The organism is Flavobacterium faecale, from assembly GCF_048320115.1.
Lineage (GTDB): Bacteria > Bacteroidota > Bacteroidia > Flavobacteriales > Flavobacteriaceae > Flavobacterium > Flavobacterium faecale_A.
On sequence record NZ_CP182943.1, the window covers coordinates 1,353,254 to 1,368,741 of the forward strand.

Sequence of the window (15,488 nt, forward strand, 5' to 3'; positions counted from 1 at the left end):
TTCATTACTTTTGCGATATGGCTACAGCAGAACAATTAAAGTCTTTATTGCAATCTCATTACAAAAATGATAATGAGAGATTCACTTCTATTGCTCTTCAAGTAGCAGCACATGAAGCGAGGCAAGGACATATGTCTATTGCAAAAGAGATTAAAGATTTAGTTGATAGGTCAAAGACGGATGGTTTTAAAGTAATTAAAATAAATCCCGATTTAAGCGATTTAGTTCTTGTTTATTATCCTGAAAACAGATTAAATGAACTAATACTTTCTAATGAAGTTTCAATTAAATTAAATAGAATAATACTAGAGTATAAACAGCGTGATAAGATTTTAAAGCACGGGTTACAAAATCGCAGAAAAGTTTTATTATCAGGTCTTCCAGGAACAGGAAAAACAGCTACAACTTCTGCAATATCAGGGGAATTAAAATTACCATTATACGTTGTTATGATGGATAAATTAATGACCAAATACATGGGTGAAACAGCTTCTAAATTGAGACAAATTTTTGATATGATGGTTTCAAATAGAGGAGTTTATTTATTTGATGAGTTTGATGCTATTGGTGCAGAAAGAGGAAGGGATAATGAAGTTGGTGAAATGCGAAGAGTATTAAATTCATTCCTGCAATTCATAGAACAAGATTCATCAGAAAGTATAATTTTTGGAGCTACAAATAATATCAAAATATTAGATTCAGCTTTATTCAGACGATTTGATGATATTATTACATATTCTTTACCAAACAAAGAAGAAATTGGAGATCTAATAAAACTCAAATTACATAAATTCCTTGGAGACTTCTCTCTTAAAACAGCAGTTGATGCTGCAAATGGATTAAGTCATGCAGAAATAACGAATGCTTGTAATGATGCATTAAAAGAAATTATTTTGACTGATAAAAATTTAGTGACCCAAAAATTGTTAGTTCAAATGATGAAAGATAGAAAAACTAGCCATTTGATTTAATCATGTATGAGCGACAATTTTAAGCCACATCTTTTTGTGAAAAATGTTCACTCTTCACAAGAGTACACTACTCCTCCAGGACCGCCTATTAAAACTATATTACCGCAAAGAGATCGCGAAATTCACGGGAATTTTTTGTTTTCCTCTTTAAATCAGATATGGGATATTCATAATCAAGAAGTTAATCAAAGATCGAAAAATGGTTTACCTGTTAAAGATGGAGAATATATTACATTTTTTAGCGCCGAAAAGCAATTATTAGAATTAAGCTCTTTGAGTTCTGATGGAGCAAAATTGTTAAATGTTAAAAGCATTCAAGATGACAAACTGCAAATAGCTACTGTTTTTATTCCTGACAATAAAAAAGAAAAGTTAATAGGGAAAATACAAAAGTATATTAATGAAGATAATAAAACGGGTCTTCCTGTTAGTCAAAAATTAGTTGAAAAAATAGAGCAAATCCAGAGAACAGCTATAGAATATATTTGGAGTGGCTCAAATAAATACATGCCAAAAGAAGATACAGTTTGGTGTGAATTATGGCTAGCTATTGAAGAATCAGAAAGAAATAATAAGTTAAAAACATTAAGTAGTATTTGCGACTTTTTTAACATCCAATTCTCTCATGAATTAACAATATTTCCAGAAAGAATTATCGTTAATGTGAAATTAAATTATAAGCAATTAGTAGAACTTATATCCTCTTTTGGATGGATAGCTGAAATACGTCGAGCAGAAGAATTAAATAGTTTTTGGTTAGACCAAACAGTTGTTAGTCGTGAAAATTGGATTGAATCAGCCAGAAGTAATATCACATTTAATCATTCAAATAATTATATATCCATATTAGATTCTGGCATAAATAATGGTCATCAATTATTGAAAGATGCATTATTTGATAACGACCGTCTTACTGTTGATATAAATTGGGGTAAAAATGATTCTGGACATAGTGGGCACGGTACAGCAATGGCAGGAATTGCTCTGTACGGTAGTTTAAATTCTATATTAGAAAACAACTCGCCATTAGTAATTAGATATAGATTAGAATCAATTAAAATTCTTCCTCCTGATGGTGTAGAAAACGAACTAAATAAATGTCATTTTATTACTCAAAACGCTGTCAATACTGCTATTATAAGTAATGTTGACTATAATAGAATATTCTGCATGGCAGTAACTGGTAAAAACCAAAATGATTTTGGTAAACCTTCCACTTGGTCAGCTTTTCTAGATAAAATAATTTTTGGTGAGGATATTAATGATAAAAAGATTTTTGTAATTAGTGCTGGTAATGTAAGAGAGGAAGATGATTGGAAATCATATCCTGAAAGCAATAAAAATCTTTCTGTAGAGAGTCCTGCGCAAGCATGGAATGCTATAACGATTGGTGCATTTACTAATAAAATTTTACCCGAAACAAATACAGTTGCTAATAAATTTGAATTATCGCCCTATAGTAGAACATCGAGTTCTTGGGAAAATCCATGGCCAATAAAGCCAGAAGTTGTTTTTGAAGGTGGAAATTTAAAAAAACTAGAAAATGGTAGTATTGATTATCATGAAGATTTAGATATTTTAACAACATCTTCAAATACGGCTATAAATGCATTTGCTAGATTTAATGCAACTAGTGCAGCAACTGCATTTGCATCAAATTTTTTAGCGAAATTAAGAGATGCTTATCCAAATGCTTGGTCTGAAACTCTTAGAGCATTAATGATTCATTCAGCATCATGGAACTCTGAAATGATTGATCAATTTAAAATAGATTTAAAAAAAGTTGGAGATAAGCAAAGACTACTAAGGATTATTGGGTATGGAATTCCAAATTTAGAAAAAGCCATAGAGTGTAAATCAAATTACTTAACATTTATTTCAGAAGAGGTAATACAACCGTATAAATTCGATGGTACTGTAAAAACTAATGAGATACACTACTATGAGTTTCCTTGGCCTACCGATATTTTAGCAAATCTTGGAGATGCTAATGTTACATTAAGAGTCACGCTATCATACTACATTGAGCCAAATCCAGGGGATAAAGGATATTCATCAAAATATGCTTATCAATCTTGTGCTTTAAAGTTTTTATTGATTAATCCAACAGAAGATTTTGATAATTTTAAAATAAGAACTAATAAAATAAATATTGATAATCTTAAGGAAGAAAAGGGTGGAAAATTAGAAGAAGGAGATTATGATAAAAACCAAGAAAAAAGATGGTTTCTGGGTGCTGAGACTGTTTTTAAAGGTTCTATTCATAGTAATTTTTGGAACGGTTCTGCTGCTGAAATTGCAGCTTGCAATAAATTAGCAATATTTCCATTAGCATCTGGTTGGTGGAAATTATTGAAAAAGCAGAAAAAATATGATTCTCAATTGAGATATTCCCTAATTGTATCAATTGAAACTCCGGAAAACACTACAGATATTTACACTCCAATCGCTACTCAAGTTGCATTTGAAAATTCAATTGTTATTTAAAAAAAGCAAGCTTAAATTTTATAAAAAGGAGATGTGAGAATTTTTTGTATAAAGATTAGCAAATGCAGTACTTCAAATACAAACCAAGATTGCTTCGCCTGTTCGCTTTCACTCGAGTCTTCCTTCGCAGAATGACAAGTTTGCGGAAGTGGAGGATGGAAGATGAGGGTTTAGTTAAGTTCTTAAATGAAGTTTTCAACTCACAGCAGCGTATACCTTTTAAAAAGCATTAAACAAGCGTTTTTTACACGTAAAACAATCTCAGAAGTCTAGCCTTATTTTTGTTGAAAAAGGCTTTAAAACAGCAAAAAAAACCTCCAACAAGCTACCAGCTTTTTGGAGGTTTTTTGTATTACCGCAAAGCGGATTATTTTATAAAGATTCAATCAAAATCCAAGCATCTGGATTGTCTTGATCGTTGATTTCTTTTTTGGCTTTTTCAGCTTCGGCAAAAGTTTTGTAACTGCCATAAATTACCGGATACAAACCACTTTTATTTAGAGGAATTCTTTTAGCTTCAAAACCTGCTTTTAACAAACGTTTTAAAATTTTGTTGGCATTGTTTTCATCTCTAAAAGCACCTGCCATCACGTGATAAGACATCGTAACAGCTTCTGTTTTATTTTCTTTGATTGAAAGTGTTACAGCTGGCAATGGGTTTTTGATAAAAAAAGTAGCTTCTTGAATTTTAGTTTCTACTTGTTTTTGAACGGCTTTCTCAACAAGAGTTTGTTGGTTTGCCATTTCATTTTGGTATAACGGATAGCCGATAGATCCTGCTAATCCTAATCCTAACACAAAAACAGCAGCGTATTTCAAGTAAGAACGTCCGTTAGAAGTTTCAGGTACGAATGCGATAACTTCTTTTTCTTCAAAGGTTTCAGTTTGGCTATCAATGGCTCTTTTGATCGCTGGAGAAATGAACGAACTCAATCCAAAAGAACTGGTCATGTAATTGTTTTGTTCTGTAGGTTTGAAAACAAGGTTGTTCTCAGCATTCAAATGAATATCTCCAATCTCTTTCAAGGAAAGGGTTTGGTTTTGTTCCAATGTTTTTTTCCAGTTCATCACCGCATGTTGAATAGCACTTACAGCATAACTATAAGATGTTTTTTCAGCATTAGCAATATGATTGGCTAATAAACCATCATTAGTTTTAATGTTGGCATTAAAAGAGACCAATTTCTTTGGAGGAAAAAACGAATGAGTCGCTTCCACCCATTGAGCTGATTGAATTTCTGTCAAAAAAGCACCAAAACCAGGTACGGTAACGCATTGGTAACGGTATAAAAGCTGTGTGATGTAATGTTCGATATTCATATTTACAAAGTTATACAATGAAAATAGTTATCAAAATTTTATTCACAATTTTTATTAACAAATGCCACAAAAATTTTATACTTTTCAGTCACAATTCATTAGCATGACAGAACAAGATTTATTTTATCTATTAGCCTTACAAAGAGTAGAGGGAGTGGGCGATATTATGGCCAAAAAACTACTTTCACACTTTGGATCTGCCGAGGAAGTTTTCAAATTAAAGGCGCAACAATTGGCATCTATCGATGGAGTAGGTACCGTGTTGTTGAAAAATCTCAAGGACAAATCAGTTTTTGATAAAGCAACAAAGGAACTTCAGTTTATTGAATCGAATAAAATCAAAACCTATTTTTTTCAGGACGAAAATTATCCCGAACGCTTGAAACATTGTATTGATGGTCCAGTTTTAGTATTTGGCTCTGGAAATATGGATTGGAAAAATCGAAAGTTGATTAGCATTGTAGGTACGCGTCAAATTACGTCTTATGGAACCGAATTTTGTAAAAAATTAATTGAAGATTTGGTTCCCTTAAATCCGATTATCGTCAGTGGATTTGCATACGGAGTGGATATTGTAGCCCATCAGTTGGCTATGGAAAATGATTTGCAAACCATAGGTGTTGTGGCTCATGGACTGAACCAAATTTACCCAAAACCACATAAAAAATACGTGGCCAAAATGGAGGAGAACGGTGGTTTTTTGACCGAGTTTTGGAGTACTACTAATCCCGACAAGGAGAATTTTGTACGCCGCAATCGCATTGTGGCTGGAATGACTGAGGCAACTATTGTGATTGAATCTGCAGATCGAGGCGGTTCATTGATTACTGCTAATATAGCCAATGATTACAATCGGGATGTGTTTGCCGTTCCTGGTCGTGTAACCGATAAGTACAGTCAAGGTTGTAACAATTTGATCAAAACACAAAAAGCAAATGTGCTTACTTCGGCAGCTGATTTGATATACAATCTGAATTGGGATATCCAACAAGAAGTAAAACCCGTACAAAAACAATTGTTTGTAGAGTTAGAACCAGACGAGCAAAAAGTCTATGATTATTTACTGAAAACCGGTAAAGAATTAATGGATATTATTGCCTTGCATTGCGATTTTCCGATCTATCGAATATCAGGATTGTTACTCAATATGGAACTCAAAGGGGTGATTCGACCACTTCCGGGTAAATTATTTGAGGCGATTTAAGTTTAACTGCAAAGGCGGAAAGGAGCTAAGATTTTTTTGTGAGCAGAATAATATAGCGAAGCGGTTATTTGTGAATGCTATAAAAAAAAATTTGACAACCTTTTGAAAGTTGTCAAATCTAAATAGTGTATATATTCTAAAGATTAGGATTAGTTGGTTCTTATGACGTTTTTAATTAAAAAGGGCTTCGACTCCCGAAGTTTCGGAACAGCCTGACAATAGAAACGCCTTCAAAATCTTAGAATCTCAGTGTCTCAGAACCTCATTAAACATCATCATAATCGATATAAATCGAATCTGAAGTAGGGTGTGCTTGACAAGTTAAAATCAATCCTTCGGCAATTTCTTTGTCAGTCAAAATAGAGTTTTTCTTCATTTCAGCAGTTCCTGAAGTCACTCTAGCTAGACAACTACTGCAAATTCCGCCTTGACAAGAATAAGGAGCATCGATTCCTTTTTTCAAAGCCGCTTCAAGAATGGTTTGTTTTTGCGACATTTCAAAAGAAGTTTCATCATCATCCACCATTATAGTGATTTTAGAATGTCCTTCTAGGGATTCCTTGATTTCAAGTTCTTGAGAAGAAGCCGTAAAAAGTTCGAAAAGTATAGCCGAATCTTTAACGTTTTTCTCTTTTAAAACTGTCGAAACGGTATTGATCATTTCTTCAGGGCCACACAAGTAAAACTTGTCAAAATCAATTTCTTTGTGTTTGTTATTCAATGCAAAATTAACAATAGCTTTGTCAATACGACCATATTGAGCATGCTCAACTTGCACTTGGCTATACACATAATCCACAAAAAAACGATTGACATATTGCAGGTGTAAATCATGCAGCTCTTGGTGAAAAATAGTTTCCTCAGGTGATTTATTTCCGTAAACGAGAACAAACGAACTTTTTGGTTCGCTTTTCAAAACAGATTTAATTATCGAGATTACAGGCGTGATGCCACTTCCTGAAGCAAAAGCGATATAATTACTTTGTTTGTCGGCAACAGGTTCAAAAGTAAATTTCCCTTCTGGTTCTCCTACTTCAATCACATCACCAGCTTTTAATTGGTTGTTTGCAAATTGAGAAAAAACACCGTCTTTTACTGCTTTCACTGCAATACGCAATTCACCACTTTCTGGTGAAGAACAAATAGAATACGCTCTACGGATTTCTTTTCCGTCAAGGGTTAATTTCAAATTCAGGTATTGTCCCGCTAGGAAACTATAATCTGATTTTAACTCTTCAGGCACATTAAAAAGAATAGAAACTGCATTAGCTGTTTCACGTTTTACTTCTTTTATAATTAATTTTAAAAATGAAGGCATAGATTAAATTTTTTACAAAAGTAGGAAACCTTGATAAATTGTACCTATTAAGCAGATTATTTTTTGTAATATACTAATAAATAGTGTCAAATATTAGTTATTGATAATTTTGAAAATGCTGATAAATAGATTTTTGAAACTGTTTTTCGGACTTTAAATTTCTATATTTCAAAAAGAAACGTATTTTTACCAGTCAATTATACTATATAAGTATTTTAAAAGTTAACAGATAAAAAATACATTCAATTGAAAACCAAAATAGCTCATGCTTCACTTACGTTAGGACTTTTCATTCTATTGGGCGCTTGTTCAACAAAAAGAGATAATTTTTTATCAAGAAACTCACATGCTTTAAGTACCAAATACAATATTCTGTATAATGGAGAAATTGGTTTAGACAAAGGCCTAGCCGGTATTCAAGATAATGATAAAGATAATTTTTGGAAACTTTTGCCTATTGAAAAAATGCAATTCAATGAGGATTTAGTGGGCGCAAGTAAACCAAAAAACGCTGATTTTGAGTTAGCAGAAAAAAAAGCGACTAAAGCAATTCAAAAACATTCCATGAACATTGAGGGCATAGAACGCAATTATCAAACCGATGAAGCTTATTTGTTACTAGGAAAAGCCAGGTATTTTGATCAACGATTTATCCCTGCCTTGGATGCTTTCAATTATATTTTGTACAAATATCCTAATAGTAGTAAGATTTATGAAGCAAAAGTATGGCGTGAAAAGACCAATATGCGTTTAGGAAATGACGGCTTAGTTATCAACAATATCAAACGACTTCTGGGAGGTGGTAATCTTCAAAAACAAATACGTTCAGACGCCAATGCTTTATTGTCTGAAGCCTATTTAAATTTAGAAGAAAAAGATAGCGCCGTAACGAGATTAATATTGGCGGAAAAATTCACAACAAATAATCAACAAAGAGCACGCTATCGCTTTATATTGGGACAATTGTATGAAGAATTAAATAGTCCTAAAAAAGCGATTGAAAGTTATGAGTCTGTGATTGCTATGAACCGTAAAGCGGAAAGAAAATATGTGATACATGCACAGGCTAAAAAAGCACAATTGTTCGATTTTCAAAACGGAGATACGTTGGTGTTTTTAAAAACCTTTGATAAACTTTTAAAAGACAGAGAAAATCGTCCCTTTTTGGATGTGTTAAACCATCAAGTGGGTCTTTTTTATGACAAACAAGACAACACAAAAAAGGCGTTACAGTATTACAATACTTCTATTAAAAAATCGAAATCAGATCAATATTTATTAGCGTCTAATTATAGAAACATCGCCAATATGTACTTTAGAAAAGCTGAATATCCTTTGGCAGCGAAATATTATGATAGTACATTGACCAAGTTAAGTGACAAAAACAGGGAATTCATTCACATTAGCAAAGTTCGAAAAGATCTCGACGATGTAATTCTTTATGAAGGTATAGCTGTTAGAAACGATAGTATTATCGATGTTTTGTCGATGTCCAAATCTGAGCGCGTGACTTATTTTGAAGAATACATCACTGAGCTGAAAAAAGAGGATGAGGAAAAAAGAGTCCTTGCCGAAAAGCAATTGCAAATTCAGAAAAACATTGAGAATAATAACAAATCTAACGTAGCAGATAATGCAATCTCTGATCAAAATTCTGGGATGCCAAGGCCTAAGATGGCCGCTTTACCTCCTTCTATTGGTGGAATGAATCAAAATACAACAGTTTTTTATTTCTATAATCCGTCATTAGTTTCTTTTGGAAAAATAAAATTTAAAAGTACTTGGGGAAACCGTTCCGCTAATGGAAATTGGAGAATGTCAGGATCTGGAGTAACAAATGGTCAAGATGTTTCGCTAGAAGCTGATGAAAATGAAGTAGTAGCCGAACAAAATAATAAAAAACAAGAAGAGGAAATCATAGCGGAATATACTACTGATTTTTATTTGAATCAATTGCCTACTGATAAAAAAGAGGTAGACAGTATTTATAAAGAACGCAATTTTGCCTACTACCAGTTAGGTGTTATTTATAAGGAAAAATTCAAAGAATATCAATTGGCAACAACCAAATTAGAGCAGTTATTGCGACAAAATCCTGAGGAGAAATTAGTATTACCTACATTGTATAATTTGTATAAAATCTACCAGATTACCAATAGTGCTAAGGCAAATGAAGTAAAAAACGCGATTTTGACTCAATTTCCAAATTCGAGATATGCACAGATTATTAGTAATTCTAAACTGGATGCAGGAGTCGTTGATTCGGCGGAAAATAGTTACGATCAGATTTATACTTTGTTTAATGAAGAAAAATTTGAGGCTGTGTTAGAAAAAACAGACGTATTGATAAATCAGTATGCAGGTGACGAAATTGTATCCAAAATGGAATTTTTAAGAGCGAATGCTATTGGAAAATTAAAAGGATTAGCAGCTTATAAAAATGCTATACAATATGTAGCAGATAATTATCCCAACACAGAGGAAGGGAAAAAATCCATGGAAATTATCAATACACAAATTCCGGTTTTGGAAAATATGAACTTTAAAACAAACGATTCCAAAAATTGGAACATACTTTTTAAAGTTTCTAAAACTGACGATAGTAAATTAAAATCAATTGAAGCAAAGGTGAAAAAGTTTATCGCTAATGAAAACATTCAACAACTAGGTTATCGTTGGGAAGATTATAAAGAAAAAGATCGTTTTTTAGTCATTCAAGGAGCACAATCAGAAGAATATGCTAAAAGTGTTAGCACGATTTTAAAAGACAATCAAAACTATAAAATTGAAGAACCTGCCATTGTTTTGTCCAATGAAAATTACAAAATAGTTCAAATCAAAAAGAATTTGGACGATTATCTAGCTTCAAAAAAACAATAATATGTTTGACAAAAAATCAAAATCGTATACAGACCTTTTAGGGAAAACCAATCGAATTGTTGAAGGAACGGTTATCAATGGCGATATCATTTCTCAGGCTGATTTCAGATTGGATGGAGAACTCATTGGGAATTTTCAATCTACCGGAAAGCTCGTAATTGGACCCTCTGGCAGTGTTACTGGAGATATCATTTGTAAGAATGCAGATATTGAAGGAAGTTTTAACGGAAAAATTCAAGTAGCCGAAATTTTGAATGTAAAATCCAAGGCATCGATTCATGGAGAGGTAACCGTTGGGAAACTATCTGTAGAACCAGGAGCTGAATTCAGTGCCTCTTGTATCATGAAAGACAACAAAAAACTATTACTTACCGATGGAAAAGAAACCCCAAAAAAACAAATCGAGTAAGTGGATTGCACTTATTAATATTCCCGTTCAAATGGGAACAATTATATTTTTATTCTCTTATGCCGGTGACTGGTTGGACGAAAACCACCCTAGTGATAAAGTATATTATAGTCAAATTCTAGTTCTTATAGGTGCCGCAATTGCAATGTATAATGTAATTAGGCAAGTCAGTCAAATTAATAAGGAAAAATAAATTAGATATTATTCCAAAGAATTACCCCTTTTTATATGTTTTCAAATAACTATTTTTCTTTTTTGTTGCTGGCTGTTTTTTCAGTTAGCTTGTTTGTTATTCATTATTTTGCCTTTGCGTTATTAGAATTTGACACAAGTACTTTTTATTATTCTTTGGGGTTTTTGTATGCGCTCTTTTTTGGTTTGTCTTTAGCGGTTTTAATAACCTTAATAATTGTCAAAAAGAAAAGTTATGAACAAGTTGGTATGAGTTTTTTGTTGGCTTCATCAATAAAAATGATTGTTTCTTATGTAATATTGAAGCCAATCTTGGTGAAAATAGATGAAAATTTAGTGTTAGAAAAAATGAGTTTTTTTATGACATTCATTTTGTTTTTGATAATAGACGTCTACATAACTATAAGAATATTAAACGAAAAGCAACAAAATTAAATCTGATTGTGAAAAATTTAAAAATATTTTTTTGATATTCTTTTGAGTATTAATAAAAAATGTACCTTTGCACCAAATTTTAGAAACGTAAAAAAATAAGATTTTAACAATATGGTGATTTCAAACAAACCACTCAAACTTGTCCTAGGGGCTTTTATAGCTTTTCTTCCTGTAATGAGTTTTGCAAACTCAGAAATTGACTCTACTCATGTTCAAACTCAGGTTGTTCATGAAGCTACTGTCGCTACTAGTGAAAATCATGAAGAATTGGGTCATGCGGCTCAAGATCCTAAAGAAAAAATCAATGCTTTTATTGATCATCACTTGCAAGATTCACATGATTTTGTTTTCTTTTCAGATGAAAAAGAGAATAAACATTATGGTTTTTCATTACCAATTATCCTTTTAGATGGAGGATTAAAAATCTTTTCTTCTTCAGAATTTCACCATGGAGAGCAGGTTGCTGCTGTTGATGGCAATTACTATAAGTTAGTGCACGGTAAAATCTACAAAACCGATGCTGAGGGGACTATCAATTATGATGAGCACCATCACCCAACTAACGAACAACCTTTAGATTTTTCTATTACAAAGAACGTAGTTTCAATGCTAGTAGTTTCAGTATTGTTGTTCTTAATGTTTACAGGATTAGCGAAGTCATACAAAAAAGGCCCAATTCCTACTGGTTTTGGTAGAGTTTTAGAGCCACTAATTATCTTTATCAGAGACGAGATTGCGATTCCAAATATTGGAGAGAAAAAATACAGAAAATTTATGGGTTACCTATTGACTGTATTCTTCTTTGTATGGTTGTTAAACTTATTAGGAATGACTCCTCTAGGAATCAACGTAACAGGGAATATTGCAATCACAATTTGTTTGGCATTATTTACTTTCATTATTACACAGTTTAGTGCAAACAAAGAATACTGGGGACACATCTTTTGGATGCCAGGAGTTCCAGTACCAATGAAAATCATTTTAGCTCCAATTGAGTTATTAGGAACATTAACAAAACCTTTCGCTTTATTGATTCGTTTGTACGCTAATATTACTGCTGGTCACGTAGTTATCATGAGTTTGATTGCGATGATATTTGTAGGTAAGAATTTAGCAGCAGATTTGCCAATCTCTTTAGGTTTAACATTGTTTATTTCAGTAATCGAAGTTTTAGTTGCATTTTTGCAAGCCTTTATCTTTACAATGTTGTCTTCTTTGTTTATCGGTATGGCGGTTCAAGACCATCATCATGAAGAACATGCAGCGCATTAATAGGGACAATTTTTTTAATTTTTGAAGTTTAATTTTATATATATATATACTTTATGGGAACAATTCCAACTTTAGTAGGTGCAGGTTTAGTAGTAATCGGTGCAGGTTTAGGATTAGGTAAAATCGGTGGATCTGCAATGGACGCTATCGCTCGTCAACCAGAAGCTGCAGGTAAAATTCAAACTGCGATGATTATCATCGCGGCTTTATTAGAAGGTTTAGCATTTGCTGCTTTAATCTTAGGAAAATAATAAAGAAGACCATAACAACATCTTTAACGGTTGGTTAAAGGTGTTGTTATATTTTAAAAAAGAAATTTAATTTTATTAAAAGTTATATATAATGGAGAAGTTAATTAATGATTTTTCATTCGGTTTATTCTTTTGGCAAGCAATTATCTTATTAATATTAATTGTTTTATTAGTAAAATTTGCTTGGAAGCCTATCATGCAATCTATTACAGATAGAGAAGAAGGGATTAAAGATGCTTTACTTTCAGCTGAAAATGCTAGAAATGAAATGCAAAATTTACAAGCTGATAACCAACGTATTTTACAAGAAGCGAGAGTTGAGCGTGACAACATGTTTAAAGATGCTCGTGAAATGAAAGAGAAAATGGTAGCTGATGCTAAGAACGAGGCACAAGTGCAAGGTCAAAAAATGATTGAGCAAGCGAAAGCAGCTATCGAAAGCGAAAAAAATGCGGCTATGGCAGAATTGAAATTGCAAGTTTCAACTTTATCATTGAATATCGCTGAGAAATTATTGAAAGACGAATTATCTAACAAAGAAGCTCAAACTAAATTGGTTGAGAAAATGTTAGGTGATGTAAAGATAAACTAATCATTATGGCAAGTACAAGAGCAGCAATTCGTTATGCAAAAGCAATTTTAGACTTAGCAAATTCCATAGGTATTGCCGATGTTGTGAATAAGGATATGCAAACGATCGCTACAACTGTTAATGGTAATGCGGAATTGAGTGCTTTCATTCAAAACCCAACAGTTACTGTTGAAGTTAAAGAATCGGCCCTTTTAGAAGTTTTTGGAGATATTAATGGAGTAACTAAAGGTTTGTTCCGTTTGTTATTTGAAAACAAAAGATTTGAAATTCTTGGTGTTATAGCGCAAGGATACAGTAAGTTGTTTGATGAGAGTATGGGAATTGAATTAGCAAAAGTTACTACAGCTTTCCCAATGGATGCAGCTCTTGAAGCTAAGGTTTTGGCTAAGATTGCAACACTTTCTGATAAGAAAATTACAATTGAAAGTAATGTAGACCCTTCTATCATTGGAGGTTTTATTTTAAGAATAGGTGACCAACAGTATAATGCTTCGGTTGCTAACAGATTACAAGTATTAAGTAGAGAATTAAGTAACTAGTTTTATTGCACATTTAAGTGTCTAAATTATAAATTAAGATGGCGGAAATCAAACCTGCTGAAATTTCAGCAATATTAAGAAAGCAAGTAGAAGGTTTTGAATCTGGCGCTACGCTAGAAGAAGTAGGAACCGTACTTCAAGTTGGAGATGGTATTGCTCGTATTTACGGGCTTTCTAATGTTCAATATGGTGAGTTAGTTGAATTTGAAAATGGTCTTGAGGCTATTGTATTGAATCTTGAAGAAGATAACGTAGGGGTGGTACTTTTAGGACCATCAACAGGTATCAAAGAGGGTTCTATCGCTAAAAGAACACAACGTATCGCTTCTCTTAAAGTGGGTGAGCAAATGGTAGGACGTGTAGTAAACACTCTTGGTTTTCCTATCGATGGAAAAGGACCAATTGGTGGTGAATTATTCGAAATGCCATTAGAAAGAAAAGCTCCTGGAGTTATCTTCCGTCAGCCAGTTACTGAGCCATTACAAACAGGAGTAAAAGCAGTAGATGCTATGATCCCAGTTGGTCGTGGACAACGTGAGCTAGTTATTGGTGACCGTCAAACAGGTAAATCAACTGTTTGTATCGATACTATCTTAAATCAAAAAGAATTTTATGACGCAGGAAAACCAGTTTTCTGTATCTATGTAGCAATTGGACAAAAAGCTTCTACAGTAGCAGGTATTGCTAAAATGTTAGAAGAAAAAGGTGCAATGGCTTATACTGTAATCGTTGCTGCAAACGCATCTGATCCAGCTCCAATGCAAGTTTATGCTCCTTTCGCAGGTGCTGCAATTGGTGAGTATTTTAGAGATTCAGGTCGTCCAGCATTGATTGTTTATGATGATTTATCTAAGCAAGCGGTAGCTTACCGTGAGGTGTCTCTTTTATTAAGAAGACCTCCAGGACGTGAGGCTTACCCTGGTGACGTTTTCTTCTTACACTCTCGTTTATTAGAGCGTGCTTGTAAAGTAATTGCTGATGATGGTATTGCTAAAAACATGAACGACTTACCAGATTCATTGAAAGGTATCGTTAAAGGTGGTGGTTCATTGACTGCTTTACCAATTATCGAAACTCAAGCTGGTGACGTTTCTGCTTATATCCCAACAAACGTAATCTCGATTACTGATGGTCAAATTTTCCTTGATGGAGATTTGTTTAACTCAGGAGTTCGTCCAGCCATTAACGTAGGTATCTCTGTATCTCGTGTGGGTGGTAACGCTCAAATTAAATCAATGAAGAAAGTATCAGGTACATTAAAATTAGATCAAGCACAATTCCGTGAATTGGAGGCGTTTGCTAAGTTTGGTTCTGATCTTGATGCAGTTACTTTGAACGTAATTGAAAAAGGAAAAAGAAACGTTGAAATCTTGAAACAAGGTTTGAATGATCCTTATACTGTTGAAGACCAAGTAGCAATTATCTACGCAGGTTCTAAAAACTTGTTGAAAAATGTTCCTGTTGATAAAGTTAAAGAATTCGAAAAAGATTTCTTGTCTTTCTTGAACAACAAACACAGAGCTACTCTTGATGCTTTAAAAGCAGGTAAATTAACAGACGAAATTACAGATGTAATCGAAACTGTTGCAAAAGAAGTTTCAGCAAAATATAACTAATT

The 15,488-nt window shown here is 33.1% G+C and carries 14 protein-coding genes; 12 read left to right on the plus strand and 2 right to left on the minus strand.

What is annotated here, in order from left to right:
* The first annotated feature begins 17 nt into the window (after positions 1–17).
* Together ACNH59_RS05735 and ACNH59_RS05740 are read left to right on the plus strand one after the other, a co-directional pair.
* A complete protein-coding gene (locus ACNH59_RS05735) occupies positions 18–971 on the plus strand; it encodes an AAA family ATPase (protein ID WP_418264473.1) in 954 nt (317 codons plus the stop codon).
* Positions 972–977: 6 nt separating this feature from the next.
* Entirely contained in the window at positions 978–3,458 is a 2,481-nt protein-coding gene (locus ACNH59_RS05740; RefSeq protein ID WP_418264474.1) for a S8 family peptidase, read from the plus strand.
* A 372-nt stretch (positions 3,459–3,830) separates the two neighbouring features.
* Here the strand turns inward: ACNH59_RS05740 and ACNH59_RS05745 are convergent, their stop codons facing one another.
* Entirely contained in the window at positions 3,831–4,778 is a 948-nt protein-coding gene (locus ACNH59_RS05745; RefSeq protein ID WP_418264475.1) for an SPOR domain-containing protein, read from the minus strand.
* 103 nt (positions 4,779–4,881) lie between these two features.
* On the opposite strand from ACNH59_RS05745, the gene dprA reads away from it, so the two are divergent.
* Positions 4,882–5,982: a DNA-processing protein DprA gene (gene dprA / locus ACNH59_RS05750; RefSeq protein WP_418264876.1), complete on the plus strand. Its 1,101-nt coding sequence runs from the start codon at positions 4,882–4,884 to the stop codon at positions 5,980–5,982.
* Between the two features lie 265 nt (positions 5,983–6,247).
* Here the strand turns inward: dprA and ACNH59_RS05755 are convergent, their stop codons facing one another.
* Positions 6,248–7,300 (minus strand): 2Fe-2S iron-sulfur cluster-binding protein, encoded by a 1,053-nt coding sequence (locus ACNH59_RS05755; protein ID WP_418264476.1) that lies wholly within the window; start codon positions 7,298–7,300, stop codon positions 6,248–6,250.
* Positions 7,301–7,546: 246 nt separating this feature from the next.
* On the opposite strand from ACNH59_RS05755, the gene ACNH59_RS05760 reads away from it, so the two are divergent.
* From ACNH59_RS05760 to atpA, 9 genes are all read left to right on the plus strand, one after another.
* Positions 7,547–10,180 carry a tetratricopeptide repeat protein gene (locus tag ACNH59_RS05760; RefSeq protein WP_418264477.1) on the plus strand — a complete coding sequence of 878 codons (2,634 nt, stop codon included), beginning with the start codon at positions 7,547–7,549 and terminating at the stop codon, positions 10,178–10,180.
* A gap of 1 nt (position 10,181) precedes the next feature.
* A complete protein-coding gene (locus ACNH59_RS05765; protein WP_418264478.1) occupies positions 10,182–10,589 on the plus strand; it encodes a bactofilin family protein in 408 nt (135 codons plus the stop codon).
* A complete protein-coding gene (locus ACNH59_RS05770) occupies positions 10,555–10,782 on the plus strand; it encodes an AtpZ/AtpI family protein (protein WP_418264479.1) in 228 nt (75 codons plus the stop codon). The genes ACNH59_RS05765 and ACNH59_RS05770 overlap by 35 nt, the downstream gene beginning before the upstream one ends.
* A gap of 35 nt (positions 10,783–10,817) precedes the next feature.
* Complete coding sequence (locus tag ACNH59_RS05775) at positions 10,818–11,216, plus strand: hypothetical protein (protein ID WP_418264480.1); 399 nt, start codon at positions 10,818–10,820, stop codon at positions 11,214–11,216.
* Between the two features lie 111 nt (positions 11,217–11,327).
* Positions 11,328–12,488: a F0F1 ATP synthase subunit A gene (atpB, locus tag ACNH59_RS05780; protein WP_418264481.1), complete on the plus strand. Its 1,161-nt coding sequence runs from the start codon at positions 11,328–11,330 to the stop codon at positions 12,486–12,488.
* A 53-nt stretch (positions 12,489–12,541) separates the two neighbouring features.
* Entirely contained in the window at positions 12,542–12,739 is a 198-nt protein-coding gene (atpE, locus tag ACNH59_RS05785) for an ATP synthase F0 subunit C (RefSeq protein ID WP_008465835.1), read from the plus strand.
* Between the two features lie 91 nt (positions 12,740–12,830).
* Entirely contained in the window at positions 12,831–13,331 is a 501-nt protein-coding gene (locus ACNH59_RS05790; RefSeq protein WP_418264482.1) for a F0F1 ATP synthase subunit B, read from the plus strand.
* A gap of 5 nt (positions 13,332–13,336) precedes the next feature.
* On the plus strand, positions 13,337–13,870 hold the full coding sequence (gene atpH, locus ACNH59_RS05795) for an ATP synthase F1 subunit delta (RefSeq protein WP_418264483.1): 534 nt from the start codon (positions 13,337–13,339) through the stop codon (positions 13,868–13,870).
* Positions 13,871–13,908: 38 nt separating this feature from the next.
* Positions 13,909–15,486, plus strand: coding sequence for a F0F1 ATP synthase subunit alpha (gene atpA, locus ACNH59_RS05800; RefSeq protein ID WP_418264484.1), 1,578 nt, complete (start codon positions 13,909–13,911; stop codon positions 15,484–15,486).
* Positions 15,487–15,488: the final 2 nt, after the last annotated feature.

Coding starts and splice junctions, on each gene's coding strand:
- ACNH59_RS05735 (WP_418264473.1), top strand. CDS start 18: ATGGCTACAGCAGAACAATTAAAGTCTTTATTGCAATCTCATTACAAA.
- ACNH59_RS05740 (WP_418264474.1), top strand. CDS start 978: ATGAGCGACAATTTTAAGCCACATCTTTTTGTGAAAAATGTTCACTCT.
- ACNH59_RS05745 (WP_418264475.1), bottom strand. CDS start 4,778: ATGAATATCGAACATTACATCACACAGCTTTTATACCGTTACCAATGC.
- dprA (WP_418264876.1), top strand. CDS start 4,882: ATGACAGAACAAGATTTATTTTATCTATTAGCCTTACAAAGAGTAGAG.
- ACNH59_RS05755 (WP_418264476.1), bottom strand. CDS start 7,300: ATGCCTTCATTTTTAAAATTAATTATAAAAGAAGTAAAACGTGAAACA.
- ACNH59_RS05765 (WP_418264478.1), top strand. CDS start 10,182: ATGTTTGACAAAAAATCAAAATCGTATACAGACCTTTTAGGGAAAACC.
- ACNH59_RS05770 (WP_418264479.1), top strand. CDS start 10,555: ATGGAAAAGAAACCCCAAAAAAACAAATCGAGTAAGTGGATTGCACTT.
- ACNH59_RS05775 (WP_418264480.1), top strand. CDS start 10,818: ATGTTTTCAAATAACTATTTTTCTTTTTTGTTGCTGGCTGTTTTTTCA.
- atpB (WP_418264481.1), top strand. CDS start 11,328: ATGGTGATTTCAAACAAACCACTCAAACTTGTCCTAGGGGCTTTTATA.
- atpE (WP_008465835.1), top strand. CDS start 12,542: ATGGGAACAATTCCAACTTTAGTAGGTGCAGGTTTAGTAGTAATCGGT.
- ACNH59_RS05790 (WP_418264482.1), top strand. CDS start 12,831: ATGGAGAAGTTAATTAATGATTTTTCATTCGGTTTATTCTTTTGGCAA.
- atpH (WP_418264483.1), top strand. CDS start 13,337: ATGGCAAGTACAAGAGCAGCAATTCGTTATGCAAAAGCAATTTTAGAC.
- atpA (WP_418264484.1), top strand. CDS start 13,909: ATGGCGGAAATCAAACCTGCTGAAATTTCAGCAATATTAAGAAAGCAA.